General features: G+C 64.5%; 11 protein-coding genes and 2 pseudogenes. 6 read left to right on the top strand and 7 right to left on the bottom strand.

Annotation, left to right across the window (positions count from 1 at the left end; genetic code table 11):
* Positions 1 to 108: 108 nt before the first annotated feature.
* Entirely contained in the window at positions 109 to 285 is a 177-nt protein-coding gene (locus WA145_RS10655) for a hypothetical protein (protein WP_003244646.1), read from the bottom strand.
* 157 nt (positions 286 to 442) lie between these two features.
* Here WA145_RS10655 and WA145_RS10650 point away from each other — a divergent pair, with 157 nt between their 5' ends.
* The 5 genes and pseudogenes from WA145_RS10650 to WA145_RS10630 all read left to right on the top strand — a co-directional run bounded on the left by WA145_RS10650 (position 443) and on the right by WA145_RS10630 (position 9,827).
* Positions 443 to 1,681, top strand: a complete 1,239-nt coding sequence (locus WA145_RS10650) for a parallel beta-helix domain-containing protein (RefSeq protein ID WP_422581554.1) — start codon at positions 443 to 445, stop codon at positions 1,679 to 1,681.
* Positions 1,681 to 2,793 carry an SO2930 family diheme c-type cytochrome gene (locus WA145_RS10645; RefSeq protein WP_422581553.1) on the top strand — a complete coding sequence of 371 codons (1,113 nt, stop codon included), beginning with the start codon at positions 1,681 to 1,683 and terminating at the stop codon, positions 2,791 to 2,793. Before WA145_RS10650 ends, WA145_RS10645 begins: the two co-directional genes overlap by 1 nt.
* A 169-nt stretch (positions 2,794 to 2,962) precedes the next feature.
* Positions 2,963 to 6,261, top strand: a pseudogene (locus WA145_RS10640) (DUF2126 domain-containing protein).
* Between the two features lie 183 nt (positions 6,262 to 6,444).
* Positions 6,445 to 8,934, top strand: a complete 2,490-nt coding sequence (locus WA145_RS10635) for a circularly permuted type 2 ATP-grasp protein (protein WP_422581552.1) — start codon at positions 6,445 to 6,447, stop codon at positions 8,932 to 8,934.
* Entirely contained in the window at positions 8,931 to 9,827 is an 897-nt protein-coding gene (locus WA145_RS10630) for a transglutaminase family protein (protein ID WP_422581551.1), read from the top strand. Before WA145_RS10635 ends, WA145_RS10630 begins: the two co-directional genes overlap by 4 nt.
* On the opposite strand, the gene WA145_RS10625 is transcribed toward WA145_RS10630, so the two are convergent.
* The 6 genes from WA145_RS10625 to WA145_RS10600 all read right to left on the bottom strand — a co-directional run bounded on the left by WA145_RS10625 (position 9,824) and on the right by WA145_RS10600 (position 14,826).
* Positions 9,824 to 10,765, bottom strand: a complete 942-nt coding sequence (locus WA145_RS10625; protein ID WP_422581550.1) for a DUF808 domain-containing protein — start codon at positions 10,763 to 10,765, stop codon at positions 9,824 to 9,826. The genes WA145_RS10630 and WA145_RS10625 overlap by 4 nt on opposite strands.
* A gap of 900 nt (positions 10,766 to 11,665) precedes the next feature.
* Positions 11,666 to 12,238, bottom strand: a complete 573-nt coding sequence (locus tag WA145_RS10620; protein ID WP_422581549.1) for a HupE/UreJ family protein — start codon at positions 12,236 to 12,238, stop codon at positions 11,666 to 11,668.
* A 27-nt stretch (positions 12,239 to 12,265) separates the two neighbouring features.
* On the bottom strand, positions 12,266 to 12,880 hold the full coding sequence (gene ureG / locus WA145_RS10615; protein ID WP_422581548.1) for an urease accessory protein UreG: 615 nt from the start codon (positions 12,878 to 12,880) through the stop codon (positions 12,266 to 12,268).
* Positions 12,881 to 12,899: 19 nt separating this feature from the next.
* Positions 12,900 to 13,574, bottom strand: a complete 675-nt coding sequence (locus tag WA145_RS10610) for an urease accessory protein UreF (RefSeq protein WP_422581547.1) — start codon at positions 13,572 to 13,574, stop codon at positions 12,900 to 12,902.
* Positions 13,571 to 14,071, bottom strand: coding sequence for an urease accessory protein UreE (gene ureE, locus WA145_RS10605; protein ID WP_422581546.1), 501 nt, complete (start codon positions 14,069 to 14,071; stop codon positions 13,571 to 13,573). The genes WA145_RS10610 and ureE overlap by 4 nt, the downstream gene beginning before the upstream one ends.
* 164 nt (positions 14,072 to 14,235) lie before the next feature.
* Positions 14,236 to 14,826, bottom strand: coding sequence for a TetR family transcriptional regulator (locus WA145_RS10600; protein WP_422581573.1), 591 nt, complete (start codon positions 14,824 to 14,826; stop codon positions 14,236 to 14,238).
* Between the two features lie 213 nt (positions 14,827 to 15,039).
* Between WA145_RS10600 and WA145_RS10595 the strand changes: the two are divergent.
* Positions 15,040 to 15,231: pseudogene (locus tag WA145_RS10595) on the top strand (ferredoxin reductase); the annotation flags it as partial.

The following is a 15,231-nucleotide window of genomic DNA, read 5'->3' as shown; positions in this document are numbered from 1 at the left end:
TAGGGAGCAGTCACGTACATCGCGCCGTAGCCGGTCAGAGTTCATGGGCATCACGCTGACTCTGCGAATGAAAGATAAAGAGCGGTTACGAGGTTGCATCGCAGCGGCTTAGAGTTCATCGGCATCGCGCTGACTCTGCAGAATAAAGGTTACGACGATCAGGATCAGCCACAGCAGGTAGGGGCGGTACCAGGCCCCATTGGGGTCGATCCACCAGTCCATGATAGCGGGGGAGAACAGGTAGATCCCCACCACCAGGATCAGCACCAATCGATAGATATACATGCTGCATCTCTTCGCTTAATTGCCGGCGATGGTAACGGATGCATAACGCTCAGGGCTATTGCTCGGGTGGCGTGGGTTTGCGCTGGCGCGGGGTTTGGCATTTTCTGATTAGTTGGTACCATCGTTCCAGTTAGTCAGAAAAACACTGGAGATAGCCATGCGCCTTGCGCCGCTTTGCGTGCTTGCCCTGTCCGTGCTGCTCGCCGCCTGCGGCGAAGAACCGGCCCCGCTGGCCGATCTGGATTTCCAGAAAGACCTGCAGACCCAGTTGATCAAGGCCAAGCCCGGCAGCGTGATCGAAATCCCCGCCGGCACCTACCAGCTCGACCGCAGCCTGAGCCTGAAAGTCAGCGGTGTGATCATCAAGGGCGCGGGTATGGACAAAACCATCTTGAGCTTCAAGGGGCAGAAGTCCGGTGCCGAAGGCCTGCTGGTGGATGCCTCGGATTTCACCATCGAAGATATCGCCCTGGAGGACAGCAAAGGCGATGCGCTCAAGGTGGTGGGCGGCAAGAACATCATCATCCGCCGCGTGCGCACCGAGTGGACCAACGGCCCGGCCAGCGAGAACGGCGCCTACGGCATCTACCCGGTGCAGACCGAGAACACCCTGATCGACGGCGCGGTGGCCATCGGCGCATCCGACGCCGGCATCTATGTCGGCCAGTCGCGCAATGTCGTGGTGCGCAACAGCCGCGCCGAGCGCAACGTGGCCGGCATCGAGATCGAGAACAGCATCGGTGCCGACGTGTATGACAACGTCGCCACCGGCAACACCGGCGGCGTGCTGGTGTTCAATATGCCCAATTTGCCCCAGGCCGGGCGGGTGACGCGGGTGTTCCGCAACAAGGTCGAAGGTAACAACCACAAGAACTTCGGCCATAAGGGTACGCCGGTGGCCAGCATCCCGGCCGGCTCGGGCGTGGTGATCAACTCCCATGATGATGTCGAGGTGTTCGACAACGATATTGGCGAGCACAAGACCGCCAACGTGATCATCAGCAGCTACTTCAGCACCGGTTACACCGACCTCTCCACCACCGAGAATTTTGACCCCTATCCCGAAGGCATCCATATCCACGGTAATCGTTTCGGCCCGGCCGGCGACAGCCCGGATCATCTGCAGCTGAAGGCGCTGAAGGTCAGCCAGTTCGGCTTGAACGGCCGCCTGCCGGATATTCTCTGGGACGGCTACGTCAACTTCGACATTCTGGTCGACGGCAAGCTGCCGGCGGATCGGGCGATCTGCATCAACAACGGCGAGGCGGGGATGATCAATGTCGACGGGCCGAACAATTTCAACAACATCAGCACCGACATGACCGACTACCGTTGCAGCTTGCCGCCGTTGCCGGCGGTCAAACTGGCCTCGGCCGAAGCCGACCAGGGGGCTTGATGCGTCGTCTGTTACTGGGAACGTTGTTGCTCCTCGCCGGCTGCGAGCAGCAGCCGGCGCCGCTATATCTGCCGCAAGGTGACCATTACCCGGACACACTCAGCGAGTGGGGCATGCTGCAGCGCGCCGATGGTTTTATCGCGCCCGTTGCCGAGGCCTTGCCCTATGACCTGAATACCCCGCTGTTTACCGACTATGCGCACAAGCTGCGCACGCTGTGGATGCCAGCGGGCACGGCGGCGACCTACGGCGAGGCGCACTTCGATTACCCGCTCGGCACGGTGCTGAGCAAGACCTTCTACTACCCCAAGGACGCCCAGGGCCGCCTGCTGCTTAACGAGCGCGATGACCGTGACCCGCAACGCGGCCTCCCGCTTGCGCGGGTGCAACTGATCGAGACGCGCATCCTGCTGAAACAGCAGGACGGCTGGGTCGCGCTGCCCTATGTGTGGGATGAACGGCAACAGGAGGCGCACCTGCAATGGGCGGGCGACAGCCGCGAGTTGAGCCTGCTGAATGCCGACGGTAAGACCCAGGCGGTGGCCTATCAGGTGCCGGATGCCAACCAGTGTGCCGGTTGCCATGAGGAATCCGCAGGGCAGGGCGTCAATCCGCTGGGGCCGAAGGCGCGCCATCTGAACAAGGATTTTGCCTACGCCGATGGCAGCCATAACCAGTTGCTGCACTGGCAGCAGCAGGGCCGTCTACAGGGCGTTCCGGCTGACCTGCAGGGCGTGCCGCAAAACGCCCTGTGGCCGACGCCGCGCAGTGGCGAAAGCCTGGAGCAGCAGGCGCGCAGTTATCTGGATGCCAACTGCAGCCATTGCCATAACCCCAAGGGGCCGGGGCGTACCTCGGGGCTGCTGCTCGATCCGGCCACGGCCATCGGCATCAGCTATGGTCTGTGCAAGCAGCCGGTGGCGGCGGGCAAGGGCTCGGGTGATCGGCTGGTGGACATTCACCCCGGCCAGCCGGACAAATCGGTGCTGCTGTTTCGCGTCGAGAGTATTGATCCGAGCATTATGATGCCGGAGCTGGGCCGCTCCAGCGTGCATGCCGAAGGCGTCGAGGTGTTGCGCAACTGGATCGCCAGCCTGGCTGGCGGGTGCTGAAAGGCGCGGCCTGTTTTCGTGCGCTGCGTTGGGTGTGGGGCCTGCCTGGCTCTGTTGTGGTGCGCGCCGGTAGCGGGTCCGTGCGCCAGACCGCGCCGGCTCTGGCTCTGGCCGCTGGCATAAGTCTTGCGCTGCTGGGTTTGTCGCCCAGGCTCGCAGGAGGCCCGCTGTGTCGATTCATATCGCCTTGCACCATGTCAGCCACTACCGCTACGACCGCGCCGTCAACCTTGGCCCGCAGGTGGTGCGCCTGCGTCCTGCACCGCACAGCCGTACCCGGGTGCTGTCCTACGCCTTGCAGGTCGAGCCGGGCCAGCACTTTATCAACTGGCAGCAGGATCCCCAGGGCAACTACCTGGCGCGCCTGGTGTTCCCGGAGAAGACCCGCGAGCTGAAGATCGAGGTCGATCTGGTCGCCGAGATGGCGGTGTTCAACCCCTTCGATTTCTTCCTCGAACCCTACGCCGAGCAGATCCCCTTCGCCTATACCGCGGGCGAGCAGACCGAGCTCGCGCCCTATCTGCTCAAGCTGCCGGCGGGCAAGCGGTTTGCCGAGTACCTGGCGAGCATCGAGCGCACGCCCACGCCGAGCGTGGACTTTCTGGTGGCGCTGAACCAGCGCCTGGCCACCGATATCAGTTACCTGATCCGCCTGGAACCGGGTGTGCAGACCCCGGAGGAAAGCCTGGAGAAAGGCTCCGGTTCCTGCCGCGATTCGGCCTGGCTGCTGGTGCAGCTGCTGCGCCACCTGGGGCTGGCGGCGCGTTTTGTTTCCGGTTACCTGATTCAGCTGAAAGCCGACGTGAAAGCCCTCGACGGCCCGTCCGGCAGTGAAGTGGATTTCACCGACTTGCACGCCTGGTGCGAGGTCTACCTGCCGGGTGCCGGCTGGGCCGGCCTGGACCCCACCAGCGGCCTGTTCGCCGGTGAGGGCCATATTCCCCTGGCCTGTAGCCCAGAGCCGTCCTCGGCAGCGCCGATCAGCGGCGGCGTGGATGAGAGCGAGTGCGAGTTCAGCCACAAGATGTGGGTCGAGCGTATCTGGGAAGCGCCGCGCGTCAGCAAGCCTTACAGCGAGGCGCAGTGGCAGGCGATTGTCGCCCTCGGCCAGCAGATCGACGAGGACCTGCAAGAGCAGGACGTGCGCCTGACCATGGGCGGCGAGCCGACCTTTGTCGCCCTGGATTACCCCGACGATGCCGAATGGAACACCGCCGCCCTGGGACCGAACAAGCGCCGCCTGGTCACCGAGCTGTTCCAGCGCCTGCGCGCGCACTACGCACCGCAAGCGCTGGTGCATTTCGGCCAGGGCAAGTGGTATCCGGGTGAGCAACTACCGCGCTGGTCGCTGAATGCCTACTGGCGGCGCGACGGCGAGCCGATCTGGCACAACCCGGCGCTGTACGCCGATGAGCAGCAGGACTACGGCGTCGATGCGGCCAAGGCCGCCGACTTTTTAACCCTGCTGGCCGAGCGCCTGGGCGTGGATGGCCAGTATTGCGTGCCGGCCTATGAGGACCGTTTCTATTACCTGTGGCGCGAGCGCAAGCTGCCGAGCAATGTTAGCGCCGAAGACCCACGCCTGGCCGACCCCCTGGAGCGCGAACGGCTGCGCAAGGTGTTCGAGCAGGGCCTGGACAAGGTGGTCGGGCATATCCTGCCCCTGGCCCGGCACGCCAAGCAGCTGGGCTGGCAAAGCGGCAGCTGGTTTCTGCGCGATGGGCATTGCCGGCTGATCCCTGGCGATTCGGCCATGGGCTACCGCCTGCCGCTGGACTCGCAGCCCTGGGTCAGCGAGGCCGATTACCCCTACGTCACCCCGCAGGATCCGACCCAGCAGTTCGCCCCGCTACCGGCTGCGGCGCAGATCAAACCGCAGCTGCGCGGCGTGTGGCCGGGCAGCCAGAACGGTGCGAACAAACGCCCGCTGCTCGGCCAGTCGGCAGCCAGTGTCGTGCGCACCGCCCTGTGCGCCGAACCGCGGGACGGCAAGCTGTACCTGTTTATGCCGCCGCTGGTGCGCCTGGAGGATTACCTGGAGTTGGTGGCCGCCATCGAAGCCACCGCCGCCGAGCTGCAGTGCCCGGTGCTGCTGGAAGGTTATGAGCCGCCGCTGGACCCGCGCCTGCAGTTCTTCCGGGTGACCCCGGACCCTGGCGTGATCGAGGTGAATATCCACCCGGCCGCCAGCTGGGATGAGTTGGTCGAGCGCACCGAATTTCTCTACGCGCAGGCCCGCGAGTGCCGCCTGAGAAGCGAGAAATTTATGCTCGACGGCCGCCACACCGGCACTGGCGGCGGCAACCACTTTGTCCTCGGCGGCGCGACACCGGCGGATTCGCCCTTTCTGCGCCGCCCGGACCTGCTGCGCAGCCTGATCAGCTACTGGCACAACCACCCGTCGCTGTCCTACCTGTTCAGCGGTCTGTTTATTGGCCCGACCTCCCAGGCGCCGCGTGTCGATGAGGCGCGCAACGATGCGCTGTACGAGCTGGAAATCGCCTTCGCGCAGATGCCCGAAGCGGGCCGCGACTGCCAGCCCTGGTTGGTCGACCGGCTGTTGCGCAACCTGCTGGTGGACGTGAGCGGTAACACCCATCGCGCTGAGTTCTGCATCGACAAGCTGTATTCGCCGGACTCGGCCTCCGGGCGACTCGGCCTGCTGGAGTTGCGCGCCTTCGAGATGCCGCCCCATGCGCAGATGAGCCTGGCCCAGCAGCTGTTGATCCGCGCGCTGATCGCACGCTTCTGGCGCGAGCCCTATGCGCCTGCGCGCCTGCGCGCCTGGTGCGCTGGGGCACCGAGCTGCATGACCGTTACCTGCTGCCGCACTTTATCGAGCAGGATTTTGCCGATGTGCTGCAGGAACTCGACAGTAGCGGTTACCCGCTGCGCCGCGAATGGTTTGCCGCGCATTTCGAATTTCGTTTTGCCAGGGTCGGCGACTTCAACGTCAAGGGCATCGAGCTGGAACTGCGTCAGGCCCTGGAGCCCTGGCATGTACTGGGCGAGGAGGGCGGTGGCGGCGGCACGGTGCGCTATGTGGACTCTTCCCTGGAGCGCCTACAGGTCAAGGTGACGGGCATGGCATCGGATCGCTATATGCTGACCTGTAACGGCGTGCCGGTGCCGCTGCGGCCTACCGGCAAGGTCGGCGAGTTTGTTGGCGGCGTGCGTTTCCGCGCCTGGCAGCCGGCCAACTGCCTGCACCCGACCATCGAGGTGCATGCGCCGCTGGTGTTCGACCTGGTGGACAGCTGGATGAGCCGCTCCCTCGGCGGTTGCCAGTATCATGTCGCCCATCCCGGCGGACGCAATTACGACAGCCTGCCGGTCAATGCCTTTGAAGCCGAGAGCCGGCGCCTGGCGCGCTTCTTCCGCCTGGGCCACAGCCCGGGCAAGCGCCCGACACTGGCGCCAATCAACAATAATGAACTGCCCATGACCCTGGATCTGCGCCGCGTTTGACGTAATGTTGCGCACTTGAATGACGGCTGCCACGACCAGTCCCCTCGCCCCTTTGGGGAGAGGGTTAGGGAGAGGGGAAAACCTGCCGTTTTGCGGTGTTTTCAGCCCTCTCCCCCGGCTCCTCTCCCAACAATGGGAGAGGGGAGCGTAAAGCCGTATTGCCTTGCCACTGCCGAGCCTGCCATGCCCGACTTGCTTGCCGACTACCTCCTGACGCCTGGGGCCTACCACGAACTGCTCGACGCCGAGGGCCAGGTGCGTGCGCATTGGCGCCTGTTGCTGGAGCGTTTGCAGCGCAGCAGCCCGGCGCAGCTGGCTCAGCGCCAGGCTCTGCTGGCCCGGCAGATTCAGGAAAACGGCGTGACCTACAACGTCTACGCCGACCCCGATGGCGCCGACCGGCCGTGGGAGCTGGACCTGCTGCCCAATCTGATCCCCGCCGAGGAATGGCAACAGATCGCCGCCGGCGTGGTCCAGCGTGCCGGTTTGCTGAATGCCGTGCTGGCCGATCTGTATGGCCCGCAGCAGCTGTTGGCCGACGGCCTGCTGCCGGCCGAGCTGGTATTTGGCCATAACAACTACCTATGGCCCTGTAAGGGTGTGCAGCCGCCCGGCGGCACCTACCTGCACCTCTACGCGGTGGACCTGGCTCGGGCCCCGGATGGCCGCTGGTGGGTCACCGCCGACCGCACCCAGGCCCCGTCCGGTGCCGGCTATGCCCTGGAAAACCGGCAGATCGTCTCGCGCGCCTTTCCCGAGCTGTACCGCGACCTGCGCGTGCAATACCTGGCCGGCTTCTTCCGCACCCTGCAGGACACCCTGGCGCGTCAGGCCCCGGTGCAAGGCGGCGAGACGCCGCTGGTGGTGCTGCTGACACCGGGGCGCTTCAACGAGAGCTATTTCGAGCACCTGTACCTGGCGCGCCAGCTCGGCTACCCGCTGGTGGAAGGCAGCGACCTGACCGTGCGTGATGCCAAGGTTTACCTCAAGACCCTGGCCGGCCTGCGCCGCGTGCATGCGCTGCTGCGCCGTCTGGATGATGACTTTTGCGACCCGCTGGAGCTGCGCAGCGACTCGGCCCTCGGCGTGCCCGGCCTGCTCGAAGCGGTGCGCCAGGGCCATGTGCTGGTGGCCAATGCCCTGGGCAGCGGCGTGCTGGAGTCCCCGGGATTGCCGGGCTTTCTCCCGGCCATTGCAGAAAAACTGTTGGGTGAAGAACTGCTGCTGCCGAGCATCGCCAGCTGGTGGTGCGGCGAGCCGCCAGTGCTGGACGAGGCGCTGGACAAGCTCGACGAGCTGCTGGTGCGCGCCAGCTTTCCCTCGCAGAGTTTTGCCCCGCTGTTTGGCCGCGATCTGGACGAGGCGCAGCGCGCCGAACTGGCCCAACGGCTCAAGGCGCGGCCCTACGCCTATGTGGCCCAGGCTCGGGCCAAGCTGTCCCAGGCGCCGGTCTGGGATGGCAGCGGCCTGCAGCCGCGGGCCATCGGCATGCGGGTGTTTGCCGTGGCCAGCGCCGAGGGTTACCGGGTAATGCCCGGCGGCCTGACCCGAGTGGCCGGCGAAGCCGATGCCGAGGTGGTGTCGATGCAGCGCGGCGGCGCGAGCAAGGACACCTGGGTGCTCGGCGAACGCCATGCCGGCGGTGAGCCCTGGCAATGGCTGCGTCCCCTGGGGGTGGCCGACCTGGTGCGCAGCGACCCCTATCTGCCCTCCAGGGTGGTGGAAAACCTCTACTGGTTCGGCCGCTACAGCGAACGCTGCGAAGATCATGCGCGGCTGCTGCGCATCATGCTGGCGCGCTATGTGGATGACGACGATGATCCCCAGGCCTTGCAAACGGCCCTGAGTCTGGCCGAGAGCCTGGGCCTGCTGCCGGACGCCGAGCGTGGCGAGCTGCAGCAGCGCCTGCTTGAAGCGCTGCTCGGCGAGGATTGGCCGGACAGCCTGCGTGGCAATCTGCAACGCCTGCAGTGGGTGGCCGGCAGCGTGCGCGGCAAGCTGTCCCAGGCCAACTGGCAGGCCCTGCTCGAACTGCAGCGCGAGGCCCAGGGGCTGAGCCGCGAGCAGGCCGATTTCGGCGAACTGCTGGATTTTCTCGACCGCCTGCTGCTGTCGCTCGCCGCGCTCTCGGGCTTTGCCCTGGATGACATGACCCGCGATGACGGTTGGCGTTTTCTGATGCTCGGCCGCTGCATCGAGCGCCTGCAGTTTCTCTGCGACAGCCTGGCCAATGTCCTGCGCAGCGGTGCGGCGCAGGATCAGTCGGCGCTGGAATGGCTGCTGGAACTGGGCAACAGCAGCATCACCTACCGCAGCCGCTACCTGGCTTCCGCGCAGCTGATTCCGGTGCTCGATCTGTTGCTGCTGGATGAACAGAACCCCCATGCCGTGCTGTTTCAGCTGCGCACCCTGCTGCGTTCGCTGGAACGCCTGGGCGAGCGCTTCGAACTACCGGCTGAGCGGCGCCTGCAGCATCTGCAAGAGCAGCTGGCGCGCTTTAGCCTGGGCAGCCTGGAGAGTCCGCTGTTTGGCACGGCCAGTGTGCAAGAGGTGCTGGAGGGGCTGGCCGGCTTGCTGGAAAACATCAGCCAGGCCAGTGCTGAGGTGTCCGACCGCTTGGGCCTGCGCTTTTTCGCCCATGTCGATGCCAGCCAGCGGACCCAATCCTCATGAGCAGCGCCTTCTATCAGATTTTTCACGATACCCATTACCGCTACGCCAGCCCGGTGTCGTTGGCCCAGCAGCTGGCGCACCTGTGGCCGCGGGCCTGCGCCTGGCAGCGCAACCATGCGCAGCAGTTGCTGGTCAGCCCGCAGCCGTGCCAGCGCCAGGACGGCCTGGACGTGTTTGGCAATCCGCTGACCCGCCTGGTATTCGAGCGCCCGCATAACGAACTTAAAGTCAGCGCGCGCTTGCAGGTCGAGGTGCTGGCGCGCCCGGCGCTGGATCTGCAGGCCTCACCGCCCTGGGAACAGGCCTGCGCGGCCATGCGTTACAGCGGTCAGGCGCTGCTGCCTGAGGTGCTGGAGGCGGCGCGCTATCGTTTCGAGTCGCCCTATGTGCACCTTAAGCAGGTATTCAGCGACTATGCCGCCGATTGCTTTAGCCCTGGCCGGCCGCTGCTGGCGGCGGTGGATGGCTTGATGCAGAAGATCTATCGGGAGTTCAGCTTCGATGCCGCCGCCACCCAGGTGGCCACCCCGCTGTTGCAGGTACTGGAGGAGCGGCGCGGCGTGTGCCAGGACTTCGTCCATCTGATGCTTGCCTGCCTGCGCTCCATGGGCCTCTCGGCGCGCTATATCAGCGGCTATCTGCTGACCCAGCCACCGCCCGGTCAGCCGCGGCTGATCGGCGCCGATGCTTCGCATGCCTGGGTTTCGCTGTTCTGCCCGCAGCAGGGCTGGGTGGATTTCGACCCGACCAACAATATCCGCCCGGCGCTGGAGCATATCACCCTGGCCTGGGGCCGCGATTTTGCCGATGTCTCACCGCTGCGCGGGGTGATTCTCGGCGGCGGCAGCCACGACCCCGAGGTGCAGGTGACGGTGCTGCCGCTGGCGGGTTAGTTCTTTAGAGCTTTCCAGGCGCGGGTGGCCAGGCTGACCAGCAGCAGGGCGACGGCCCCGGCGATGATCCCGGCGATGGCATTGAGCAGCGTCGGCAGTAAGGCCGCGAGCAGGCCGCTGCTGACCGCCACGCTTTGCGCCAACTGATCGATCCACGCCTGGGCGGCATGCACGCCGTGGGTGAGGATGCCGCCGCCGACCATAAACATCGCGGCGGTGCCGAGAATCGACAGGGCTTTCATCAGATAAGGTGCGGTCAGCAGCAGGCCGCGACCGACGGCGCGCTGCAGGCGCGTGGCCAGGCTCTCGCCGCTGCGTTGATTGAGGTAAAGGCCGGCGTCATCCAGCTTGACGATACCCGCCACCAGGCCATAGACCCCGACTGTCATCAGCAGGGCGATACCCGAGAGCACTGCGACCTGCTTGCCGAAACTGGCCAGGGCCACGGTGCCGAGGGTGATGGCGATGATTTCCGCCGAGAGGATGAAGTCGGTGCGGATCGCGCCTTTGATCTTGTCCTTCTCGAACGCCAGCATGTCCACCTCGGGATCGGCCACGGCGTGCAGCAGTTCTGCATGCTGCGCCTGATCCTCGGCCTGGCTGTGGAGGAACTTGTGCGCGAGTTTCTCGAAGCCCTCGTAGCAGAGGAAGGCGCCGCCAAACATCAGCAGCGGCGTCACCGCCCAGGGCGCGAAGGCGCTGATCAGCAACGCGGCGGGCACCAGAATCAGCTTGTTCTTGAACGAACCCTTGGCCACCGCCCAGACCACCGGCAGCTCACGTTCGGCGCGTACGCCGCTGACCTGCTGGGCATTTAGCGCCAGGTCGTCGCCGAGTACCCCGGCGGTTTTCTTGGCGGCGACTTTGGTCATTACCGCCACGTCGTCGAGCACGGCGGCGATGTCATCGAGCAGGGTTAACAGGCTAGCGCCGGCCATGCAGAGGATTCCTTTTCTATGGGCTGTAAGCAGGGGCGCGGTGCTAGAGCAGCGCGCGGCGTTGCGCTGTTTTATACGTGAGTCGGCACACATCAGCCATAGGTAGCAGCCCCGCGTGTGCAGAGCTGGGCGAAACTCCAGGCGAGTTGCCGACGCTGGCTTCAATCCGCGCTGCCGCTGGCACCTGCGGCGTAGGCGGCGAGCAGGCTGCGTACTAGGTCGTTGAAGGGCATGGACGTATCTCCTTGATGAGTGAGGTGACGGTACGCCTGTGCCCTGCGGCTGGGCTGTTGATTGTTTCGATGGGGGCCATAGTCAGGAGTCATTTGGGTTTATGCACAGCACTTGCCGCAGTGCGCGGCCAGTTGTGCACAAAGACTGTGGAGCGAGCTGTGGATAAGGTGGGCGTAGGCGCTTGTAGGCTTAGTCGCATGGCTCTTTGCGGTCGCTGTACGCTTTTTGATCAGTCAGTTATTTATCGTATAAACAACAGCTTAGCCTAGTTATTCAGGGTGTTATGGGGTAGTGCTGAAGTTGTCCACGATTGCTGTGGGTAGAGCTGTTGATAACTCTGGTATGCCTGCCCGAGAGGCTGATAAGGCTTGGTTTTACGCGCTTTGATCGATTTTTGAACAGCTCGCTGCTGCCGCGAAAGACGTCATTTACAGTGCTGTGAGTCAAGCAATAATCGCGCTATTTCAAGGGTTTGCCGCAGTGATAAAGCGCCCGGTGGATAACTTATCCCAGGTTGCTGTGGAGCGATCTGTGGATAAGCTGCGCACGCTTGCGTTCAGGCCACAGCAGGCGCGGGTTAAGCCTGAGTGGTTGTTTTTTGTACAGCATCCAGTGCGTCGAGCCTGTTTTAGAAGCAGAAGGTCCGACGCGTAGTCTGGTGTGTGCTCAGCCAGCCAGCAACCAGGCACCGCTAACTGCCGATGCCGCGCCGAGCACGCGCACCAGCGGTGCAGCGGCTTGAGGCAGCAGGCGCACCAGGGCGTAGCCGCTGGCATGCAGGGAGGCAGTGGCGACTACGAAACCGGCGGCATAGCCCCATGGGCTGGCCAGCTCCGGCAGCTCCAGACCGTGGGCGACACCGTGGGTCAGGGCAAACAGCGCGGTCAGGCCGATGGCAATCAGCATCGGCAGACGAATGGCCACGGCCACCAGTAGACCGAAGGCCAGCACCGAGGCGGCGATGCCGGTTTCCATCAGTGCAATCTGCAGGCCGTTAAAACCCAGCAGGCCGCCGACCAACATGCTGCCAACAAAGGTCAGCGGCAGCGCCCAGCGCGCCGCACCGGATTGCTGCGCGGCCCACAGGCCGACGGCGAGCATCGCCAGCAGATGATCGAGGCCGAATAGCGGGTGCGCCAGGCCAGCCAGCACTCCTGCGTGGTCGTGACCGGCGTGGGCGAAGGCCATGGCCGGGCTGAGGAACAGGGCAATGGCGAACAGGGTTTTGCGCAGGTTCATGGGGTGTCTCCTTGACTGAATAGATTCTCAAGCGGCGGTGAGCATGCCGTGTCGTTCGATAAAGGCGATGATCTGCTCCAGACCCTGGCCGATCTTCTGGTTGCTGAATACAAACGGCTTGTCGCCGCGCATCTTCAGGGTGTCGCGCTCCATCACCTCCAGCGAGGCACCGACCAGCGGGGCCAGGTCGACTTTGTTGATCACCAGCAGGTCGGACTTGCAGATGCCCGGCCCGCCCTTGCGCGGCAGCTTGTCGCCGGCGGACACGTCGATCACGTAGATGGTCAGGTCCGACAGTTCCGGGCTGAAGGTGGCCGAGAGGTTGTCACCGCCGGATTCGACGATGATCAGGTCCAGGCCTGGAAAGCGCCGGTTGAGCTGGTCGACCGCTTCCAGGTTGATCGAGGCATCTTCGCGGATCGCCGTATGCGGGCAGCCGCCGGTTTCCACACCGATGATTCGTTCCGGCGCCAGGGCCTGGTTGCGCACCAGAAACTGCGCGTCTTCCTGGGTGTAGATATCGTTGGTCACCACCGCCAGGTTGTAGCGCTCGCGCAGGGCCAGGCACAGGGCCAGGGTCAGGGCAGTCTTGCCGGAGCCGACCGGGCCGCCGATGCCAATACGCAGGGGTTGGCTGTTCATCTTCAAGTCTTCCTTATCATCAAGAACGGAATAAACGGCTGTACTGGCGCTCATGCGCCATGCTTGCCAGGGCCAGGCCGAAGGCGGCGCTGCCCCAGTGTTCGGGTGGCAGTTCACTGGCCTGACGCTGCGCCTGATCGAGCAACGGCAGCAGTTGTGAGGTCAGGCGCTGGGCGGCTTGCTGGCCCAGCGGCAGGGTTTTCATCAGCACCGCCAGCTGGTTTTCCAGCCAGCCCCAGAGCCAGGCGGCGAGGGCATCCTCTGGCGCGATCTGCCAGGCCCGTGCCGCGAGGGCCCAGCCAACGGCCAGGCCGGGTTCGTCGAGTGTCTTGAACAGCTGCTGCGCCGGCGCATCCAGCTCCGGCAGGCCGCTGAGCAGTTGCTGCAGGGAGTAACCCATCTGCCGGCTTTCCAGGCGCAGTTCACGGGTTTCACGGCTGGCGCGCTGTTGCTCGGCCAGGCTGCGCAGCTGGGCCCAGTCCTCGTTGGCAGCAGCCTGGCAATGGGCGAGCAGTAGCGGTGCCTCGAAGCGCGCGAGATTGAGCAGCAACTGATCGGCAATCCAGCGTTCTGCGCTTGCTGCGTTATCCACCAGGCCCTGCTCGACGGCCATTTCCAGGCCCTGGGAGTAGCTATAACCGCCAATCGGCAGCTGCGGGCTGGCAAGCCTCAGTAGTTGCCAGGCTTTATTCACTTGCGCGCACCGAATTGATGCAGGCGCGGCGCGTAACTGAATTCGGCATCACCGGCATGCGAGTGGTGATGGCCGCCGCCGTAGGCACCTTGCTCGGGTTGGTAGGGCGCTTCGATCAGTTCCACCGTCGCGCCGAGCTGTTCGAGCATGGCCTTGAGTACATGGTCGTCCGGCAGGCGCAGCCAGCCATCGCCGAGTTGCAGGGCCACGTGGCGGTTACCCAGGTGATAGGCGGCGCGCATCAGTTCGAAAGGGTTGGCACAGGTAACGTGCAGCAGCGGTTCGGGGCGGGCGATCACGCGGACGATGCGGCCATCTTCGGCTTGCAGGCATTCGCCGTCGTGCAGCGCCGGCTGGCCGCGCTCGAGGAACAGGCCGACATCCTCACCCGTGCGGCTGAAGCAACGCAGGCGGCTTTTGCTGCGGGCTTCAAAGCTCAGTTCGAGTTCGGCGTCCCAGTGCGGCTGGGCGGCAATACGATGGTGGATCACCAACATGGGGCAGTTTCCGGCAGGGCAGTGCCGGTTATAGAGCAAGGGCCTTGCCAAGCTGGCGTTGCGCCGCGCAGAGCGGGCCGCGTGGGTGTTGGTGTGGCTGAAATTGGAGCGAGGCGAGGGTGGGTTTGGTGCGCGTGACGAGGTTGTGCTCGATTCTGGTGCGATTAGTCGCGAGTTTGGCCGAGACCCTGCCAGTGCTTGGCGCCGATAAAGATAAAGCGCAGCTGCTCGATCATCTTCACTTCGGGGGAGGCGTGCATCGGCAGGGTCGGGGCGGGTGGGTCGATCAGTTCGGGCAGGGTGGCGAATACGGTTTTTACCACCAGGTCGGCGATCACGTTCTGCGCCGGGGCATCGAAGTGCTGCAGTTTCGGCATGGCCGCGAGATCCGCCACCAGGTCGGCGGTGATGCGTTCGCGCAATGCGCCCACGGCCTGGCGCACCAGTAACGAACCGCCGTACTGCTCGCGGGCGAGAAACAGAAACTGCGAACGGTTGGCCGCCACCGCGTCGAGGAAGATGCGCACCGAGGCGTCGATCACGCCGCCCAGTTCGAACTCGTGATGGCGCACCTGGCGAATGGTTTCGCGAAAGGTCTCGCCGACTTCGGCCACCAGCGCCAGGCCTAGGGCGTCCATATCCTCGAAATGCCGGTAGAAACCGGTTGGCACGATGCCGGCGCAGCGCGCCACCTCGCGCAGGCTCAGGCTGCCAAAGCCACGGCCGCTGTCCATCAGGCTGCGCGCCGCGTCCATCAGGGCGTGGCGGGTTTGCAGTTTTTGTTCGGCGCGCGGTTGTAGTGGTTTCAAGCGTGCATGGCTCTGCATTGCGAAATCAGCGCCGCACTCTAACAAATGGCCGTTGTTTACGTCGAACCGCGGTTACTCATCCGACTTTGAGTGCACGAGTGTTGACTGAATAAATATGCTCTGCCAGTCTAGTGAACAATTGTTCACTGGAGTCTTGCCATGGCCCTTCTTCCTTTTGCCTGGGTACGCGGGCTCACAAGCCTGCTCTATCCGCTGCGCGTGCTGGTCGCTCATGGCTGGTTACGGGAAAGCGATGTCGATGCCGGATTGGCGCTGTTGCATCCTGCGCTACGGCTGAACCGGGTGTTCGCCCGGGTCACCCAGCGCCAGTGGGTTGCCGATGACATGCTC

The organism is Pseudomonas sp. (assembly GCF_049301935.1).
GTDB lineage: Bacteria > Pseudomonadota > Gammaproteobacteria > Pseudomonadales > Pseudomonadaceae > Aquipseudomonas.
The sequence above is the reverse complement of the archived record's forward strand: the minus strand, read 5'-3'. Positions and strand labels throughout refer to the sequence as shown.